A 16,095-nucleotide genomic window follows, 5' to 3' on the forward strand; every position below is an offset into this window, starting at 1 on the left:
TCGCTGCTTTTCGGGTCACGGCTGGGCCACGGTCTTTTCGGGATGCGGTGGCCGGGGCCGACGCCGGTGAGCGTCCAACGCTGTGACCTGCGACGACGCGGTCCGCTGCCGCCCCGCGGAGTATCACAGCGCGCGCTGGTCAGGAACGCGGGAGTGCTGTTGGATGGCTGCTCATGAGCCGACCCGGACCCGACGAGGTGCGGAGCCCGGTGGCGCGCGAGACGAGTCCGGCGGCCCTCCTCGCTCCTGAGCGGGAGGTCGTGCCGTTCACCGGCCGCGGGCGGGAGCTCGCCGACCTGCGCGCCTGGGTGCGCTCCCGGGAGCCCGTGGCGCTCCGCCTGATGTGCGGGCTCGGCGGCGTCGGCAAGACCCGCCTCGCGCTCGAGCTCGGCCGGCGGATGCGGCGCACGGGCTGGACCGTGGTCCACGTGCCGCCCGGCGAGGAGGTGGCGGCGGTGGTCGCGGTCGCCGAGGCACGCCGGGTCCTGCTGGTGGTGGACGACGCCGGGCACCGCCTCGACCTGCCCGCGATGCTCGACGCCGTCGCGGAGACCCGGACCCGTGGCCGCCTGCGCATCCTGTGCACCGCGCGCACCGGCGGCCAGTGGTGGCGGCGGCAGCGCTGGACCAGCACGCTGTGGGCGGGGCGGACGCCGTCGGTCACGCAGATGGCGCTGGCGCCCGCGTTCGACCGGACGGTGGAGGTGGGGCCGGGCCCCGCGCTCGGCCTGGAGGTGGACCGCTCGGAGGACGACCGGGTGCTGCTGGGCACGGCCGTGACGCGCTTCGCGCGGGCGCTGGACCGGCCGGTGCCCGAGGTCTCGTTCGAGCTCACGCCGGACCACCGGCCGCGCGCCCTGGACCTGCAGGCGGCCGCCCTGGCGGCGGTGCTCGGTCCGGCGGCGGCCGGGCCCGGAGCTGCGGCGCAGAGTGCGGCCGGGCCGGCGGTGCTCGGGCCGCAGGCTCCGGACGCCGGCGAGCCGGGACCGGTCGCCGTCGACCCCGCCTGCGGGCTCGAGGCCGTGCTGGACCACGAGCGGGCCGGCTGGGCGGCGTCGGCCCCGGCGGCCGGGCTCGTCGCGGGGCCGGGCGGGACGGCCGAGGCGGCCCTGGCCACCACCCTGCTGGTGGGGGACGCGTCGGAGGCCGGGGTGCGCGCCGCCCTGCGGCGCGCGGGCGTGGAGCTGGACGACGGGCAGACCGACCAGGCCGTCGCCTGGGTCCGTGCGCACCTGCTCGAGGTGCCGCGCCTGGCGGAGCTGCTCGTCTCCCGGGTGCTGGCCGGGCAGGAACGGCTGATCGAGGCGTGCACGCGGGACCTGGCGCGGCAGGAGGCCTTCGGGGTGCTGGCGTTCGCCACGGCCATGAGCCTGGACCGGCCCCCGACGGGCCGGGACGTCCCCGGGGAGCTGATCGCGGCCGCGGCGTCCGCCCTGCCGGACCACGGGCCGGCGGACCTGGCGGGCCTGATGCGGGTGACGCGCCGGCTGCCGCGCTCGTCGGGCCCGCTGGCGGTGCCCGTGCTGGACCGCCTCACGCACCGCGTCGCGGAGCTCGCCCGGCTGGTGGGCGACGAGGCCACGCAGGGCGAGGCGCTGACCGACCTCGGGGTCGTGCTCATCGCCGAGGGCGATCCCGCCGCCGCGGTGCCGGTGCTGCAGGAGGCGGTGGGGCTCTGGCGCGGCCTGGCCCGGACGGACGAGGCGCGGTACCGCCCGCCGCTGTGCACCGCGCTGAACAACCTCGGCATGGGCTACTGGGCGGTGGGCCGGCACGCTGACGCCCTCACCGTCCAGGAGGAGGTCATCACCCTGTGCGCCCGCCTCGCGCCGGGGGACGCCCCCTGGGCCGACGCCGAGCACGCGCGGGCCCTGCAGAACGCCGGCGTGTCCTACACGGAGCTGGGCCGGACCGGCGAGATCGAGGCCACGCAGCGCGCGTCGCTCGACATCTACCGCCGGCTCGCCGAGGGCGACCCCGTGCAGTACGAGCCCCGTGTCGCCGCGGTGCTGGGCAACTTCGAGGCCCTCACCGAGAGCGGCCGCCCCGAGGACGCCCTGCCCGCGAACGCGGAGGCCGTGGCGATCCGGCGGCGGCTGGCCGCGGGCCGGCCCGAGCACCTGGGGGAGCTGGCGTGGTCGCTCGGCCAGCTCGGCACCACCCTGGAGGCGCTCGGGCGGTACGAGGAGGCCGGGTCCGTGCTGGTCGAGGCGCTGCAGATCCAGCGGCGCCTGGCCGACGAGAACGCCCGGGGCACGCGTGCCGACCTGTCGGGCGCCCTGTCCGCGCTCGGCGCCCTGTACTCGACCACGGGCCGCGCCGACGAGGCGCTCCGGCTGGAGCGGGACGCGCTGGAGATCCGGCGCGAGCTCGCCCGCGAGCATCCCGCACGGTACCTGCACTACCTGGCGCACTCGCTGTCCAACCTGGGCGTCACCTACGCCCGGCGCGGCCGGTTCGACGAGGCCGTGCTGCTGGAGGAGGAGGCGGTGGGCATCCGCCGGGGTCTCGCCCGCCGGAACGCCCGGTCGCTGAAGTACCTCGCGCAGTCGCTGTCCAACCTGGGGGTGCGGTACGCCGACCTGGGCCGGTTCGAGGAGGCGCTGCGGCCCACGCAGGAGGCGGTGGACATGCTGCGCCGGCTCGTGCGGGACCAGCCGGAGAAGTACCGCACCGGCCTCGCGGAGGCGCTCGCGAACCTGGGGGCCACGCAGCTCGACCTGGACAAGCCGACCGAGGCGCTGGGGCCCATGCGGGAGGCGGTCGCGATGCGGCGTCAGCTCGCCGTGGAGAACCCCGACAAGCACCGGCCGGACCTGGCGCTCACGCTCTCCAACCTCGCCAGCGCGCTGAGCGCCGCGGGGGACAACGTGGCGGCCCTCGGGCTGGCGCGGGAGGCCGTGGAGATGCGCCGCCGGCTCGCCGCCGACCTGCCGGAGCGCTACCGGGCCGAGCTGGACCGGTCCCGGGCGGTCCTCGCGCGGATCGAGGCGGCGATCCGGAACCCGACGTCGGTCCGGTAGACGCGTCCGGCGGGTCGGCGGTCCGTCCGGCGGGCGCCGCCGTCGGACGGGCCCTCAGGCGTGCTGCGGGTGCTCGTGCGCGACGTGCGTGTGCGGCTCGACCTGGAACGTGGAGTGCTCCACCGCGATGTCGAAGTGCTGCGCCACGCACTCCTGGAGCTGGTCCAGGATGCGGGCGGCGTGCCCGTCGGTGAAGCAGTCGGTGCGGACCACCACGTGGGCGCTGAGCACCGGCAGGCCGGTCGCGATCAGCGACGCGTGCATGTCGTGCACGTCCTCCACGTGGTCGAGGTCCAGCAGGTGGGCGCGCACCTCGTCGAGGTCCAGCCCGGGCGGGGACGACTCCAGGAGCACCGAGACGGTCTCGCGCAGCAGGCGCAGGGCCCGCGGGAGGATCAGCGCGCCGATCAGCAGCCCCGCCACGACGTCGGCCCGCTGCCAGCCCGTGAACGTGATGACCAGGGCCGCGAGCACGACCGCGAGCGAGCCGAGCGCGTCGTTGACGACCTCCAGGAACGCGGCGCGCAGGTTCAGGTTCGCCGTCCGGCGCCCGGCCAGGACGGCCATCGCGGCGAGGTTGCCCGCCAGGCCCACCACGCCGAAGACGAAGAGCTCCGGGCCGGGCACCTCGGGCGGCGCCACGAGCCGCAGCACGCCCTCCACCAGGACGTACACGCCGACGACCAGCAGCACGCCCGCCTGGGCGAGCGCGGCGATCACCTCCGCGCGGCGGTAGCCCCAGGTGCGGCGGGCCGACGGCGGACGCAGTGCGAGGCGCGCCGCGAACAGGGCCATCGCGAGCCCGGCGGCGTCGGTCAGCAGGTGCACCGTGTCGACGAGCAGCGCGAGGCTGCCCGTGAGCAGCGCCCCGGCGACCTGCGCGACCAGGACCGCCGCCGTGATGCCGAGCGCGGCGGTCAGGCGGCCGCGGCCGCCGTCGGGCAGGTGCTGGTGGTCGTGCGTTCCCACCCGGCCCATCCTTCCAGCCGCGCGTGCGGTGCGCGCGGTCCGGGAGCGGTACGGCGAGGCCCGGAAGCGCGCCCGGGAGCGCGCCCGGCCCGAGGGCTCAGGAGGCCTCGGCGAACTGTGTCCGGTACAGGTCGGCGTACAGGCCGCCCGTCGCGAGCAGCTCGGCGTGCGTCCCGGACTGGACCACCCGCCCGTCGTCGAGCACGACGATGCGGTCCGCGGCGCGCACCGTGGACAGGCGGTGCGCGATGACCAGGGACGTCCGCCCGGCCAGCGCCTGATCGAGCGCGACCTGCACGGCCGCCTCGGACTCGGAGTCGAGGTGCGCCGTGGCCTCGTCGAGCACCACGATGTCCGGCGCCCGCAGCAGCAGCCGCGCGATCGCCAGGCGCTGCCGCTCGCCGCCCGACAGCCGGTACCCGCGGTCGCCCACGACGGTCTCCAGGCCCTCCGGCAGCCGGTCGACCAGGTCCCAGATGCGCGCCTGGCGCAGCACCCGCTCCAGGTCGGCGTCGGTCGCCTCGGCGCGGACGAACCGCAGGTTCGCCGCGACGGTGTCGTGGAACAGGTGCGCGTCCTGCGAGACGACGCCGACGGTGGCCCGCAGCGACGCGAACGTCACGTCCCGCAGGTCCTCGCCGGCGATGCGGACGGTCCCCGCGGTCGGGTCGTACATGCGGCTGACGAGCTGCGAGACTGTCGTCTTGCCGGCGCCCGACGGGCCCACCAGCGCGACCATCGAGCCGGCGGGCACCTCGAACGCGACGTCGCGCAGCGTGTCCGTCGTCGGGTCCTTGCGCGGCCCGGCCACCGACTCCAGGGACGCGAGCGACACGTCCTCGGCCCGCGGGTACCGGAACGTCACGCCCGCGAGCGACAGCGAGGCGCCCCGGGCGGCGACGGCGGCCCGCAGGTCGACGGCGTCCGGCCGCTCCGCCACCGACGGCTCCAGGTCCAGCACCTCCAGCACCCGCTCGAACGAGACGAGCGCCGTCATCACGTCCACCTGGACGTTCGCCATCGCCGTCAGCGGCCCGTACAGGCGCGTCAGGTACGTGGCCAGCGCCACGACGGTCCCGACGGTGAGCTCGCCCGCGATGGCCTGCAGGCCGCCGAACCCGTAGACGCCCGCCACGGCCAGGGACGCGATGGTGGACAGGCCCACCCGGAACCACGTGCCGATCAGCGCCGTGCGCACCCCGAGGTCGCGGCGCTCGCGGGCGGGCCCGGCGAACCGCTCGGACTCGGCGTCGGGGTCGCCGAAGACCTTGACGAGGTGGGCGCCCGACACGTTGAACCGCTCGTTCATCACCTGGCCCAGGTCGGCGTCGACCTCCATGCCCCGGCGGGTCAGGCCGGCGAGCCGCCGGCCGAACCAGCGGGCCGGGAACACGAACACCGGCACCAGCACGAGCGCCCCGAGGGTGAGCTCCCACGACATGGTGAACATCGCCGCGAGGGTGAACGTGATGGTCAGCGTGTTGGACACCACGGTCTGCAGGGTCGAGGTGAAGGCGCGCTGCGCGCCCAGCACGTCGCCGTTGAGCCGCTGCACGAGCGCCCCGGTGCGGGCCCGGGAGAAGAACGCGAGCGGCATGCGCTGGACGTGGTCGAACACCGCCACCCGCAGGTCCAGGATGAGGCCCTCGCCCACCTGGGACGAGACGAGCCGGTCCGCCACGGACAGCCCGGCGGCCAGGATCGCGAGCGCGCCGGCGGCGGCCGCCAGCAGCACGACCAGCCGGGTGTCGCCGGCCGTGATCCCGTGGTCGATGAGCCGCTGGAACAGCAGCGGCGTGGCCGCCCCGGCGGCGGCCTCCAGGGCCAGGATCAGCACGAACAGGGTGAGCCGGCCCCGGTAGGGCCGCGCGAACGAGACGATGCGGCGCAGGGTGGCCCAGCCGAGGCGCTGCCGGGTGACGGACTCGTCCTGCGTGAACGAGCGCAACGAGCGGCCTCCGCCCAGGCTCCCGCCGCCTCCGTGCATGCTCACCGTCGAATCGTCCTCACCGTCGAATAATCCCACGGGGACGGGCCGACGGCGGCCACGGAGACCCCGCAGGGGCCCCGCGCGCACAGCCGTCCCGACGGTAGCGGGCCCCCGGGGGTGATCCGGACCACACGCGTGTTACGCGTTCCTGGTCGGCCGTGATAGAAACCCTCGATCGGGCGTCTACGCAGGTCGCCCCATAAATCAATGGATGAGTCCATGAATATCGACGGGTGGAGTGCCATGTCTGAGCTCGAGCCGCAGAGCAGCGGGGGCCGGCTGGCGCTGGTGGAGCTGACCGGTGCCGAGGACATGACGGCGGCGCTGCGCGAGCTGCAGGACCAGTGGGGCCCCGTGGCCCCCGTGGACCTGGAGCCGGGTGTCCCCGGCTGGCTCGTGCTCGGGCACGCCGAGGTCATGGAGGTGATGCGTACGGAGAGCGTCTTCGCCAGGGACCCGCGGCACTGGAGCGAGCGGCTGCCGCTGAACTCCTCGCTGCACGCGATCCTCTCCCCGGCCGGACGGCGCGCGCTGTACTACGCCGACGGCGCGGAGCACCGGCGGCTGCGGCTGCCGGTGGACGAGGCGTTCGCCTCCATCGACGAGGCGCAGACCGCGGCCATGGTGCGCGGCGTCTGCGGCCGGCTCATCGACTCCTTCGCGGACCGGGGCGACGCGGACCTGATCGGCGAGTACGCGGCCGCGGTGTCGTTCCTGGCCGTCTCGGGCATGTTCGGGTTCAGCGAGCCGCAGGGGATCGCCCTGCTGCGCTGCGCGCACGGCGTGTTCGGGCACGGCGGCGACGCGGTGGCGGCGCTGACCACGATGGACCAGATCGTGCTGGACCACGTGCAGGCCACCCGGCAGAACCCGGGGCCCAACCTGACCGCCAAGTTCGTCGCGCACCCCAACTTCGAGGACGACACCGAGATCGTGCACTCGATGGTGGTGGCGATCTGCGCGGCCAACGAGATGCTGGTGACCTGGATCGCGGCCACGCTGCGCCGCATGCTGACCGACCCGCGGTACACGGGTCGCGTCACGGGCGTGCGCCGCGGGCTGGACGACGCGATGGACGAGACGCTGTGGGGCGAGCCGCCCGTCGCCAACCTGCCGGCCCGGTACGCCGTCACCGACTGCACGCTGGGCCGGGCGCAGATCCGGGCCGGCGACGCGATCGTGATGGGCCTGGCCGCGGCGAACAACGACCCGCGGGTGCGCACCGAGGACGACCTGTTCGAGGCCGGCAACCGGTCGCACCTGTCGTTCGGCGTCGGGCCGCACGCGTGCCCCGCCCGCCGGCCGGGCCGGCTCGTGGTGAAGATCGCCGTGGAGAGCCTGATGGAGCGGCTGGACCTCCGGCTGACCGACCCGCAGGTCACCTGGGCGCCGTCACCCTGGTCGCGCTACCCGGCGGTGCTGCCGGTGGCGTTCACGCCCGAGCGCAAGCCCACGCGGACGCCGGCCCGGGTCTGACGACCCGGGGGCGTGCCCCGGCGGCGGCTAGGACGGGTCCGGCACCCGGTCCCGGCCGGCCGCCAGCCGGGTCACGTCGAGCACCGCCTGGACGAACGCGTCCGGCGCCTCCTGGGGGAGGTTGTGCCCGGCGTCGGGCACCCGGCGGTGCAGGCGGGGGCCCGTGAAGCGGCCGGTGTCGGGGACCCCGTCGGTCACGGGGAAGTTGCCGTCGGCGAGGCCGGCCAGGGTCACCGTCGGGACCCCGACCGGGGGCAACTGTGCGAGGGCGCGCTCGAGGGCGTCGTACTCCGGTGCGCCGGGTGCCGCGCCCAGCCGGTGCCGGTAGGAGTGCAGCACGACGTCGACGTAGTCGGGGTTGTCGAACGCGGCTGCCGCCCGGTCGAGCGTCGCCCGGTCGAAGTCCCACGCCGGCGAGTTGCGGCGCCAGATCACCTCGGCGAGCTCCCTGCGGTTGGCCGTCAGGCCGGCCCGTCCGCGCTCGGTGAGGAAGTAGTAGAAGTACCAGAAGCCGGCCTCGAGGTCAGGACGGATGGGTCGCGCCGCCGCGGCGACGTCCTGGATCAGGTAGCCGTTGACGCTGACGAGGCCCGTGACCCGCTCGGGCCGCAGCGCCGCGACCACGCACGCGGCGCGGCCGCCCCAGTCGTAGCCGGCGAGCACGGCCTCGGGGATGTCGAGGGCGTCGAGCAGGCCGAGGACGTCCGCGCCGAGCGCCGCCTGCTGGCCGGAGCGCGGCGTCCGGTCGTCGCGGAACCGGGTCGGGCCGTGGCCGCGGAGGTAGGGCACGACGACCCGGTGGCCGAGCGCAGCCAGCCGGGGTGCGACGTCCACATAGCTGTGGACGTCGTAGGGATATCCGTGGAGCAGCACCACGGGCGGGCCGCCGGCCGGCCCGTCCTCGACGTACGCGATGTCGAGGACGTCGGTGCGGGCATGCTTGATGGGGGTCATCGAGGTTCCTCTCGTCTCACGCGCCGCGGCACGACACGCTCACGACGACCGACCGGGCAGGGGCCCGGTTCTGTGACACGACAGCCCGGTGACCCGGCCTCTGACCCCGGGCCGCCCGGCCTCTACCGCCCCGCCGCGTCGACGAACCGCGTGCTCACGTCCGAGATCCGGGACCGGGCCTCGTCGTGGGTGATCGTCGCGGTGCCGTCGCCGGGCTGCGGCCCGTAGTCGCCGAAGAAGGCGTGGACCGCGCCGTCCACCACGGTGTACGTGGTGGACGGCGGCAGGGTCGCGCGCGCGGCCTCGATCTTGGCCGGCGTGGCGAGGCCGTCCCGCGACGCGGAGACGGACTCGACCGCCACCGGCAGCGAGCTCAGGTCCTCGGCCGGGTAGGACGCGTACAGCAGCAGGCCGACGGCGGGCGCGTCGGTGTCGTCCGCCGCGTCTGCGGCGTCCGTGGACGCGACGACGCCGCCGAGCGAGTGCCCGCCCACGACCCAGCGCTCCGCCGCCGGGACCGCCTCCCGGGCGGCGTCGAAGGCTCCGCCGGCGAGGAACGCGACGGCGAGCGGCTGCTTGGCGATCACCACCGTGTGGCCCGCCTCGGCCAGCGGGCGCAGCACCGCGGCGTAGGCGCGGGCCTCGACCTTCGCGCCGGGCTGGAAGAAGACGGCGGTCCCGGAAGCGTCCCCGCTCGAGTCCCCGGCGGTGTCCCCGGCTGGCTCTCCGGCGGGAGCGAGCACGACCCGCGTCGCGGACTCGGTCACCGTGACGGAGTCGTCCGAGAACATCGCGGTCAGCGCCGGCTCCACGGCCGTGAACGGGCGCAGCCAGGCCGTCGCGGCGATCCAGACGATCGCGGCGACGACCAGAGCCACGTCGAGGACGCGGCGCCCGCCCGTGCGGGCCGGGCGGGGCCGGCGGTTGCGCCACAGGGCCCACGCGCAGCCCAGGACGGTCAGGACCAGCAGCACCGCGTAGGCGGGATGCCCGTGCACCACCGCCCCCCACGCCGTCAGGCAGGCCCACAACACGACGACCAGCCCGGCGGCCGCGACCGCCCGGACGGTCCAGGTGAGCCAGGCCGGGCGGCCCCGTTCGACGATCATCGTGCTCCTTCGTGCTGGCGTACTGTGGTCCCGTGCCCGTCCAGGTCGCGGGACGTGCGGTCACACCGTACGTGCCGCCCGGGACCACGGCAGAACTCCAACGATCCCGGCACTGAGGACCACATGTTCCGCATCGGACTGACCGGAGGGATCGCGGCCGGCAAGTCGGTCGCGACCGCGCGCCTGGCGGAGCTCGGCGCCGTCGTCGTCGACCACGACCTGCTGGCCCGGGAGGCCGTCGCGCCCGGCTCGGTCGGCCTCGCCGAGATCGTCGAGGCGTTCGGCCCGGGCGTCCTGACGGCGGACGGCGGCCTCGACCGACCGGCCCTCGGGGCCCTGGTGTTCGCCGACGCCGCCGCGCGCGGCCGCCTGAACGGGATCGTCCACCCCGAGGTGCGCCGGCTCTCGGCGGAGCGCGAGGCCATGGCCGGCGCCGCCGACCCCGCCGCCGTCGTCGTGCACGACATCCCCCTGCTGGTCGAGACCGGGCAGGCCGAGCACTTCCACCTCGTCGTCGTGGTGCACACCCCCGCGGAGCAGCGCGTGCGCCGCCTCGTGGAGGGCCGGGGCCTGACCGAGGACGCCGCCCGGGCCCGCATCGCGGCGCAGGCCGGCGACGACGAGCGGCTCGCCGCCGCGGACGTCACCCTCGACGGTTCCGGCAGCGAGGACGACCTGCGCTCCCAGGTCGATACGCTGTGGCAGCGCGTGGCCGGCGAGGTCGCGCAGGAGGCGGAGGCGGACACCGTCTGAACCGGGCCGCCCCGGGGGAGGAGCAGGCACGATGAAGGTTCTGGTCACGGGGTTCGAGCCGTTCGGCGGGGACGCCGTCAACGCCTCCGCCGAGGCGGTCGCCGCGCTCGCGGAGCGCTGGGCGGGACCCGAGGAGCTGGTCACCGCGGTCCTCCCGGTCGAGTTCGACCAGGTCCGCGGGCAGGACGGCCCGCTGCTGCGCCTGCTCGACGAGCACCGGCCCGACGTCGTCGTGTCCGTGGGCCTGGCCGCCGGCGTCACCCAGGTGCGGGTCGAGCGCGTGGCGATCAACCTGATGGACGCGCGTATCCCCGACAACGGCGGCGCCCAGCCGGTCGACGCCCCGGTGGTCGACGGCGGCCCCGCCGCCCGGTTCGCCACCCTCCCCGTCAAGGCGGCGGTCGACGCCGTACGCGAGGCCGGCATCCCCGCCGGCGTCACGTACAGCGCCGGCACGTACGTCTGCAACGCCACCTTCTACGCCCTCCAGCACGCGCTCGCCGCGCGGCCCGGTGTGCTCTCCGGCTTCGTGCACGTGCCGCGCACCACGGAGGAGGTCGGGGCCGAGGCGTCGGCGTCCGCCCTCGTGGACGGCGGCGAGGCGCACCTCCCGGTCGGCGAGCTGGCCCGGGCCCTGGAGATCGTGGTGCGGACGGCGCTCGCGGCGGCCCGCGGCGAGGTCGCGGAACCGGCCGTGGCGGGCGGCACGCTGCACTGAGGACCGGAGTGTCAGTGGTCCGCCGTACGGTAGTGACATGCGACCCGTGACCGATCTGCAGCGCACGGTGGCCCCGTTCGAGGTCATCTCCGAGTACCAGCCCGCCGGCGACCAGCCGACGGCCATCGCCGAGCTGACCGAACGTGTCCAGGCGGGCGAGAAGGACGTGGTGCTGCTCGGCGCCACGGGTACGGGCAAGTCCGCGACCACGGCCTGGCTCGTCGAGAAGCTTCAGCGCCCCACCCTGGTCATGGCGCCCAACAAGACGCTCGCCGCGCAGCTCGCCACGGAGTTCCGCGAGCTGCTGCCCAACAACGCGGTCGAGTACTTCGTCTCGTACTACGACTACTACCAGCCCGAGGCGTACATCGCGCAGACGGACACCTACATCGAGAAGGACTCCTCGATCAACGACGAGGTGGAGCGCCTGCGGCACTCGGCCACGTCGTCGCTGCTGACGCGGCGCGACGTCGTCGTGGTCGCCTCGGTGTCCTGCATCTACGGCCTCGGCACGCCGCAGGAGTACGTCGACCGCATGGTCCGGCTCGACGTCGGGGACGTCGTGGACCGCGACGACCTGCTGCGCCAGTTCGTCACCATGCAGTACACGCGCAACGACATGTCGTTCACGCGCGGCACGTTCCGGGTGCGCGGCGACACCGTGGAGATCATCCCGGTGTACGAGGAGCTCGCGATCCGGATCGAGATGTTCGGCGACGAGATCGAGTCGATCCAGACGCTGCACCCGCTCACGGGCGACGTGGTCCGCAACGAGCAGTCGATCTACGTGTTCCCGGCCACGCACTACGTGGCGGGCCCGGAGCGCATGGAGCGCGCCATCGGCGGCATCGAGAAGGAGCTCGAGGAGCGGCTCGCCGAGCTGGAGAAGCAGGGCAAGCTGCTGGAGGCGCAGCGGCTGCGCATGCGCACCACCTACGACATCGAGATGATGCGCTCGATCGGCACCTGCGCCGGCATCGAGAACTACTCGATGCACATCGACGGCCGCGAGCCGGGCACCGCGCCCAACACGCTGCTCGACTACTTCCCCGAGGACTTCCTGCTCGTCATCGACGAGTCGCACCAGACGGTGCCGCAGATCGGGGCGATGTTCGAGGGCGACGCGTCCCGCAAGCGCGCGCTGGTGGACCACGGCTTCCGCCTGCCGAGCGCGATGGACAACCGCCCCCTGAAATGGGAGGAGTTCACCGAGCGCATCGGGCAGACCGTGTACCTCTCGGCCACGCCCGGCGACTACGAGCGCTCGCTGTCGGACGGCGTCGTCGAGCAGGTCATCCGCCCCACCGGGCTGGTCGACCCCGAGGTCGTCGTCAAGCCGACGACCGGCCAGATCGACGACCTGCTGGGCGAGATCCGCGACCGCGTGGACCGCGACGAGCGCGTCCTGGTGACCACGTTGACCAAGAAGATGGCCGAGGACCTCACGGACTACTTCCTGGAGCGCAACGTCCGGGTGCGCTACCTGCACTCCGACGTGGACACGCTGCGCCGCGTCGAGCTGCTGCGCGAGCTGCGGCTCGGCGAGTACGACGTGCTCGTGGGCATCAACCTGCTGCGCGAGGGCCTCGACCTGCCCGAGGTGTCGCTGGTCGCGATCCTCGACGCGGACAAGGAGGGCTTCCTGCGGTCCGGGCGGTCGCTGATCCAGACGATCGGCCGCGCGGCCCGTAACGTGTCGGGCCAGGTGCACATGTACGCCGACAAGATCACGCCGGCCATGCGGATGGCGCTGGACGAGACCGACCGGCGCCGCGAGAAGCAGATCGCGTACAACACCGAGCGAGGCCTGGACCCCCAGCCGCTGCGCAAGAAGATCGCCGACGTGACCGACATGCTCGCGCGCGAGGACCTCGACACCGCGGAGCTGCTGGCCGGCGGCTACCGCAACAGCCGCAAGTCGAAGGGCGAGGGCCGGGCCCCGGTTCCGGGCTCGCCAAAGGAGGGCGCGGCGTCGGGCAACCGGCTGGCGGGCGCTGCCGCGAGCGAGCTGGCCGAGCTCATCCAGGAGCTCGCCGACCAGATGCACGCCGCGGCCGCGGAGCTGCAGTTCGAGGTGGCCGCGCGCCTGCGCGACGAGATCTCCGGGCTCAAGAAGGAGCTGCGGCAGATGCAGGCCGCGACGGCCTGAGGCCGACCACCGACGACACGGACGGAGTGACGGCATGGCCCGCACGTTCCAGGTGACCTTCGACGCGGCCGACCCGCGCGCGCTCGGCGACTTCTGGTGCGAGGTGCTCGGCTACGTGCGTGACGCGCCTCCCGCGGGCTTCGCCACGTGGGAGGCGGCCCTGACCGCCTGGGGCGTGCCCGAGGAACGGTGGAACGACAAGAACGCCGTCAGCGACCCGGACGGTGTGGGCCCGCGCATCTTCATCCAGAAGGTGCCCGAGCCCAAGACGGCCAAGAACCGCGCGCACCTCGACGTGAACGTGGCCGCCGGCCTGGCGGGCGAGGAACGGATCGCGAAGATCCGCGCCGAGGCGGAGCGGGTCACCGCGCTCGGGGCCGGCGTGGTCGGCGAGATGGCGGAGCTCGGTGAGTTCTGGATCGTGCTGCGCGACCCCGAGGGCAACGAGTTCTGCCTGCAGTGACCTGCCGGGAGTGCGGCGCCGAGTTCATCCTTGACCCGCTCACGGCGCCCGGAGGACCCTGATCGCGCAGGGTGGCAGCGCACGTCGGCAGAAGTGGCGGGACCGGATGCGGGCACTGACGCAGGACAGGTACGGCTGGGACGCCCTCGCGGTCCGCGAGGTCCCCGACCCGGTGCCCGCCGAGGGCCAGGTGCTCGTCCAGGTGCACGCGGCCGGCGTCAACCCCTACGACTGGCACTACGCCGCCGGGCAGCCGCTGATCGCCCGCCCGACGCTCGGCGGCCTCCGTGGGCCGCGGCCCACGGTGCGGGGCGCGGACCTCTCGGGCGTCGTGGTCGAGGCCGGCCCGGGCGTCACCGCGTTCGGGCCGGGCGACGAGGTGTACGGCTTCGGGACGAGCGGCACGTTCGCGGAGCTGGCGCTCGCGGACGCCGGCAGCATCTCCCGCAAGCCGGTCGACCTCGCCCACGTCGAGGCGGCGGCGATGCCCATGGCGGCCGTCACGGCCCTGCAGTTCCTGCGTGCCGCCGAGCTCACGGCCGGGCAGAACATCGCGATCACGGGCGCGGGCGGCGGGATCGGGCACTTCGCGGTGCAGATCGCGGCGGCCTGGGGCGCCAACGTGACCGGGGTGTGCGGCCCGCGCAACGCCGCGATGGTGCGCGAGCTCGGCGCGTCCGAGGTCGTCGACTACACCCAGGACGACGTCACGGCGGGCGAGCCGCGCTTCGACGTCGTCCTCACCAACGCGGGCCGGTACCCGCTGCGCGCGCTCGGCCGTGTGCTCGTGCCGGGCGGTCTGCTCCTGGCCAACGACGGGAGCCGGGAGGGCCTGCTCGGCCCGATGCCGGAGCTGGTGGTGGCGCCGCTCCTGTCGCGGCTGCGCCCGTACCGGATCGTGAACGTCACGGCGACCCCGAGCGGCGAGGACCTGGCCGTGCTCGACGGCATGGTCGCCGACGGCGTGCTGCTGCCCATCGTGAGCGCCACGTACCCGCTGGAGCGCGCCGTGGACGCCGTCCGGCAGGTGGCCGGGCACGGTCACGCGCGCGGCAAGCTCGTGGTCACGCTCCGCTGAACGTGCCGTAGATCACGTACGGGAACAAACCTGACGTCCCGTATGCTTTCCCTCCGTTGGAGGGGAGTACCTCAGAACGGCCCGGTCGTCATCACAGCTGCCGATGACGCCAGCTCGGCCTGGCCGGCTCGTGGTGCACCGTTGCGCGGTCTCGGCCACGCTGGTGCACGGGCGGGCGAGGAAGACCTCCGGTGTCCTGCTGTGCTCACCGGAGGCTCGATGCGATCGCGCGTTCCTCCCTTTCCCGGAAGGAAACAATGGTCCACGAACTACCCGTGACCTTCGAACTGATCTCGCTGGGCGCGATGGTCCTGCTGCTGGTCGCCGACCTCCTCATCGTCGGGCGCCGACCGCACGTGCCGACCATGAAGGAGAGCGCCATCTGGGTGAGCTTCTACGTGGCCCTCGCCGTGGTGTACGGCGTCATCGTCTGGGCTGTCGGCGGCGTCACCCCGGCGGCGGAGTTCTACGCCGGCTGGCTCATGGAGTACTCCCTGAGCGTCGACAACCTCTTTGTGTTCGTCATCATCATGGCCCGGTTCGCGGTCCCGCGTGACCAGCAGCAGAAGGTGCTCATGGTGGGCATCATCATGGCGCTGCTCTTCCGTGCCGCGTTCATCCTGGCCGGCGCCGCCCTGCTCGAGCAGTTCACCTGGCTCTTCTACATCTTCGGCGCGTTCCTCGTCTACACGGCGATCCAGCAGGCGATCCCCGAGAAGGAGGACGAGCACGACGACTACAAGGAGAACGCGCTCATCCGGGTGATGCGCCGGGTCCTGCCGCTGCACCACCAGTACAACGACGGGAAGCTGACCACCACGGTCGACGGCCGGCGCCTGTTCACGCCGCTGATCATCGTCTTCCTGGCGATCGGCTCGACGGACGTCCTGTTCGCGCTCGACTCGATCCCGGCGATCTTCGGCATCACGAAGGACCCGTTCATCGTCTTCGCCACCAACCTGTTCGCGCTGATGGGCCTGCGCCAGCTCTACTTCCTGCTGGGCGGCCTGCTCGACCGGCTGGTGTACCTGCCGTACGCGCTGTCGGCCGTCCTCGGGTTCATCGGCATCAAGCTGGTCCTCGAGGCGCTGCACACCAACTCGATCTCCTGGATCAACGGCGGCGAGGGCTTCCACTGGGCGCCCGAGATCCCGATCTGGCTGTCGCTCACGGTGATCGTGGTCTCGCTCGCGGTCGGCACCGTGGCGAGCCTCATCAAGTCCGCGCACGACGCGCGGATCGAGGCCGCCCAGCCGGCACCCGAGCCGGAGGACGCCACGAAGTGACCCGCTGAGCGGGTCCGGGCACAGCGGTACAGCAGGCCGGCGGCCGCGTCCCCGAGGGGGGCTGGCCGACGTCGGTTTCGGGGCGTACCTCCACCGGCCGCTCGCCTACGACGAGCGGGGCGAACAG

Annotated in this window: 12 protein-coding genes; 8 read left to right on the forward strand and 4 right to left on the reverse strand. The window is 74.0% G+C overall.

The annotated features are described in order from the left end of the window. The first annotated feature begins 173 nt into the window (after positions 1–173). Positions 174–3,023 carry a tetratricopeptide repeat protein gene (locus ACFWEJ_RS17700; protein ID WP_377230526.1) on the forward strand — a complete coding sequence of 950 codons (2,850 nt, stop codon included), beginning with the start codon at positions 174–176 and terminating at the stop codon, positions 3,021–3,023. A gap of 54 nt (positions 3,024–3,077) precedes the next feature. On the opposite strand, the gene ACFWEJ_RS17705 is transcribed toward ACFWEJ_RS17700, so the two are convergent. Together ACFWEJ_RS17705 and ACFWEJ_RS17710 are read right to left on the reverse strand one after the other, a co-directional pair. After that, the gene (locus ACFWEJ_RS17705) at positions 3,078–4,001 is read right to left on the reverse strand and encodes a cation diffusion facilitator family transporter (protein ID WP_377230527.1); all 924 of its coding nucleotides are present in this window, start codon (positions 3,999–4,001) and stop codon (positions 3,078–3,080) included. Positions 4,002–4,089: 88 nt separating this feature from the next. Beyond that, positions 4,090–5,979, reverse strand: a complete 1,890-nt coding sequence (locus tag ACFWEJ_RS17710; protein WP_377230537.1) for an ABC transporter ATP-binding protein — start codon at positions 5,977–5,979, stop codon at positions 4,090–4,092. Between the two features lie 246 nt (positions 5,980–6,225). On the opposite strand from ACFWEJ_RS17710, the gene ACFWEJ_RS17715 reads away from it, so the two are divergent. Beyond that, a complete protein-coding gene (locus tag ACFWEJ_RS17715) occupies positions 6,226–7,458 on the forward strand; it encodes a cytochrome P450 (RefSeq protein ID WP_377230528.1) in 1,233 nt (410 codons plus the stop codon). A 27-nt stretch (positions 7,459–7,485) separates the two neighbouring features. On the opposite strand, the gene ACFWEJ_RS17720 is transcribed toward ACFWEJ_RS17715, so the two are convergent. Then, positions 7,486–8,412, reverse strand: coding sequence for an alpha/beta fold hydrolase (locus tag ACFWEJ_RS17720; protein ID WP_377230529.1), 927 nt, complete (start codon positions 8,410–8,412; stop codon positions 7,486–7,488). Positions 8,413–8,534: 122 nt separating this feature from the next. After that, positions 8,535–9,521, reverse strand: coding sequence for an alpha/beta hydrolase (locus tag ACFWEJ_RS17725; protein ID WP_377230530.1), 987 nt, complete (start codon positions 9,519–9,521; stop codon positions 8,535–8,537). Between the two features lie 123 nt (positions 9,522–9,644). Between ACFWEJ_RS17725 and coaE the strand changes: the two genes are divergently transcribed. From coaE to ACFWEJ_RS17755, 6 genes are all read left to right on the forward strand, one after another. Next, positions 9,645–10,274 (forward strand): dephospho-CoA kinase, encoded by a 630-nt coding sequence (gene coaE, locus ACFWEJ_RS17730; RefSeq protein WP_377230531.1) that lies wholly within the window; start codon positions 9,645–9,647, stop codon positions 10,272–10,274. A 31-nt stretch (positions 10,275–10,305) separates the two neighbouring features. Then, the gene (gene pcp, locus ACFWEJ_RS17735; RefSeq protein WP_377230532.1) at positions 10,306–10,992 is read left to right on the forward strand and encodes a pyroglutamyl-peptidase I; all 687 of its coding nucleotides are present in this window, start codon (positions 10,306–10,308) and stop codon (positions 10,990–10,992) included. A gap of 37 nt (positions 10,993–11,029) precedes the next feature. Beyond that, entirely contained in the window at positions 11,030–13,141 is a 2,112-nt protein-coding gene (gene uvrB / locus ACFWEJ_RS17740; RefSeq protein WP_377230533.1) for an excinuclease ABC subunit UvrB, read from the forward strand. Between the two features lie 34 nt (positions 13,142–13,175). Next, the gene (locus tag ACFWEJ_RS17745; RefSeq protein ID WP_377230534.1) at positions 13,176–13,604 is read left to right on the forward strand and encodes a VOC family protein; all 429 of its coding nucleotides are present in this window, start codon (positions 13,176–13,178) and stop codon (positions 13,602–13,604) included. Positions 13,605–13,710: 106 nt separating this feature from the next. Then, positions 13,711–14,682, forward strand: a complete 972-nt coding sequence (locus tag ACFWEJ_RS17750; protein ID WP_377230535.1) for an NAD(P)-dependent alcohol dehydrogenase — start codon at positions 13,711–13,713, stop codon at positions 14,680–14,682. A gap of 257 nt (positions 14,683–14,939) precedes the next feature. Next, positions 14,940–15,968, forward strand: coding sequence for a TerC family protein (locus ACFWEJ_RS17755; RefSeq protein WP_377230536.1), 1,029 nt, complete (start codon positions 14,940–14,942; stop codon positions 15,966–15,968). The last annotated feature ends 127 nt before the right edge of the window (positions 15,969–16,095 follow it).

The sequence above is a fragment of the Promicromonospora sp. NPDC060204 genome, from assembly GCF_042728455.1.
In the GTDB taxonomy this organism is placed as follows: domain Bacteria; phylum Actinomycetota; class Actinomycetes; order Actinomycetales; family Cellulomonadaceae; genus Promicromonospora.

Bases quoted from the DNA above. Each gene is read 5' to 3' on its own strand.
- ACFWEJ_RS17700 (WP_377230526.1), top strand. From the start codon at position 174: ATGAGCCGACCCGGACCCGACGAGGTGCGGAGCCCGGTGGCGCGCGAG.
- ACFWEJ_RS17705 (WP_377230527.1), bottom strand. From the start codon at position 4,001: ATGGGCCGGGTGGGAACGCACGACCACCAGCACCTGCCCGACGGCGGC.
- ACFWEJ_RS17710 (WP_377230537.1), bottom strand. From the start codon at position 5,979: ATGCACGGAGGCGGCGGGAGCCTGGGCGGAGGCCGCTCGTTGCGCTCG.
- ACFWEJ_RS17715 (WP_377230528.1), top strand. From the start codon at position 6,226: ATGTCTGAGCTCGAGCCGCAGAGCAGCGGGGGCCGGCTGGCGCTGGTG.
- ACFWEJ_RS17720 (WP_377230529.1), bottom strand. From the start codon at position 8,412: ATGACCCCCATCAAGCATGCCCGCACCGACGTCCTCGACATCGCGTAC.
- ACFWEJ_RS17725 (WP_377230530.1), bottom strand. From the start codon at position 9,521: ATGATCGTCGAACGGGGCCGCCCGGCCTGGCTCACCTGGACCGTCCGG.
- coaE (WP_377230531.1), top strand. From the start codon at position 9,645: ATGTTCCGCATCGGACTGACCGGAGGGATCGCGGCCGGCAAGTCGGTC.
- pcp (WP_377230532.1), top strand. From the start codon at position 10,306: ATGAAGGTTCTGGTCACGGGGTTCGAGCCGTTCGGCGGGGACGCCGTC.
- uvrB (WP_377230533.1), top strand. From the start codon at position 11,030: ATGCGACCCGTGACCGATCTGCAGCGCACGGTGGCCCCGTTCGAGGTC.
- ACFWEJ_RS17745 (WP_377230534.1), top strand. From the start codon at position 13,176: ATGGCCCGCACGTTCCAGGTGACCTTCGACGCGGCCGACCCGCGCGCG.
- ACFWEJ_RS17750 (WP_377230535.1), top strand. From the start codon at position 13,711: ATGCGGGCACTGACGCAGGACAGGTACGGCTGGGACGCCCTCGCGGTC.
- ACFWEJ_RS17755 (WP_377230536.1), top strand. From the start codon at position 14,940: ATGGTCCACGAACTACCCGTGACCTTCGAACTGATCTCGCTGGGCGCG.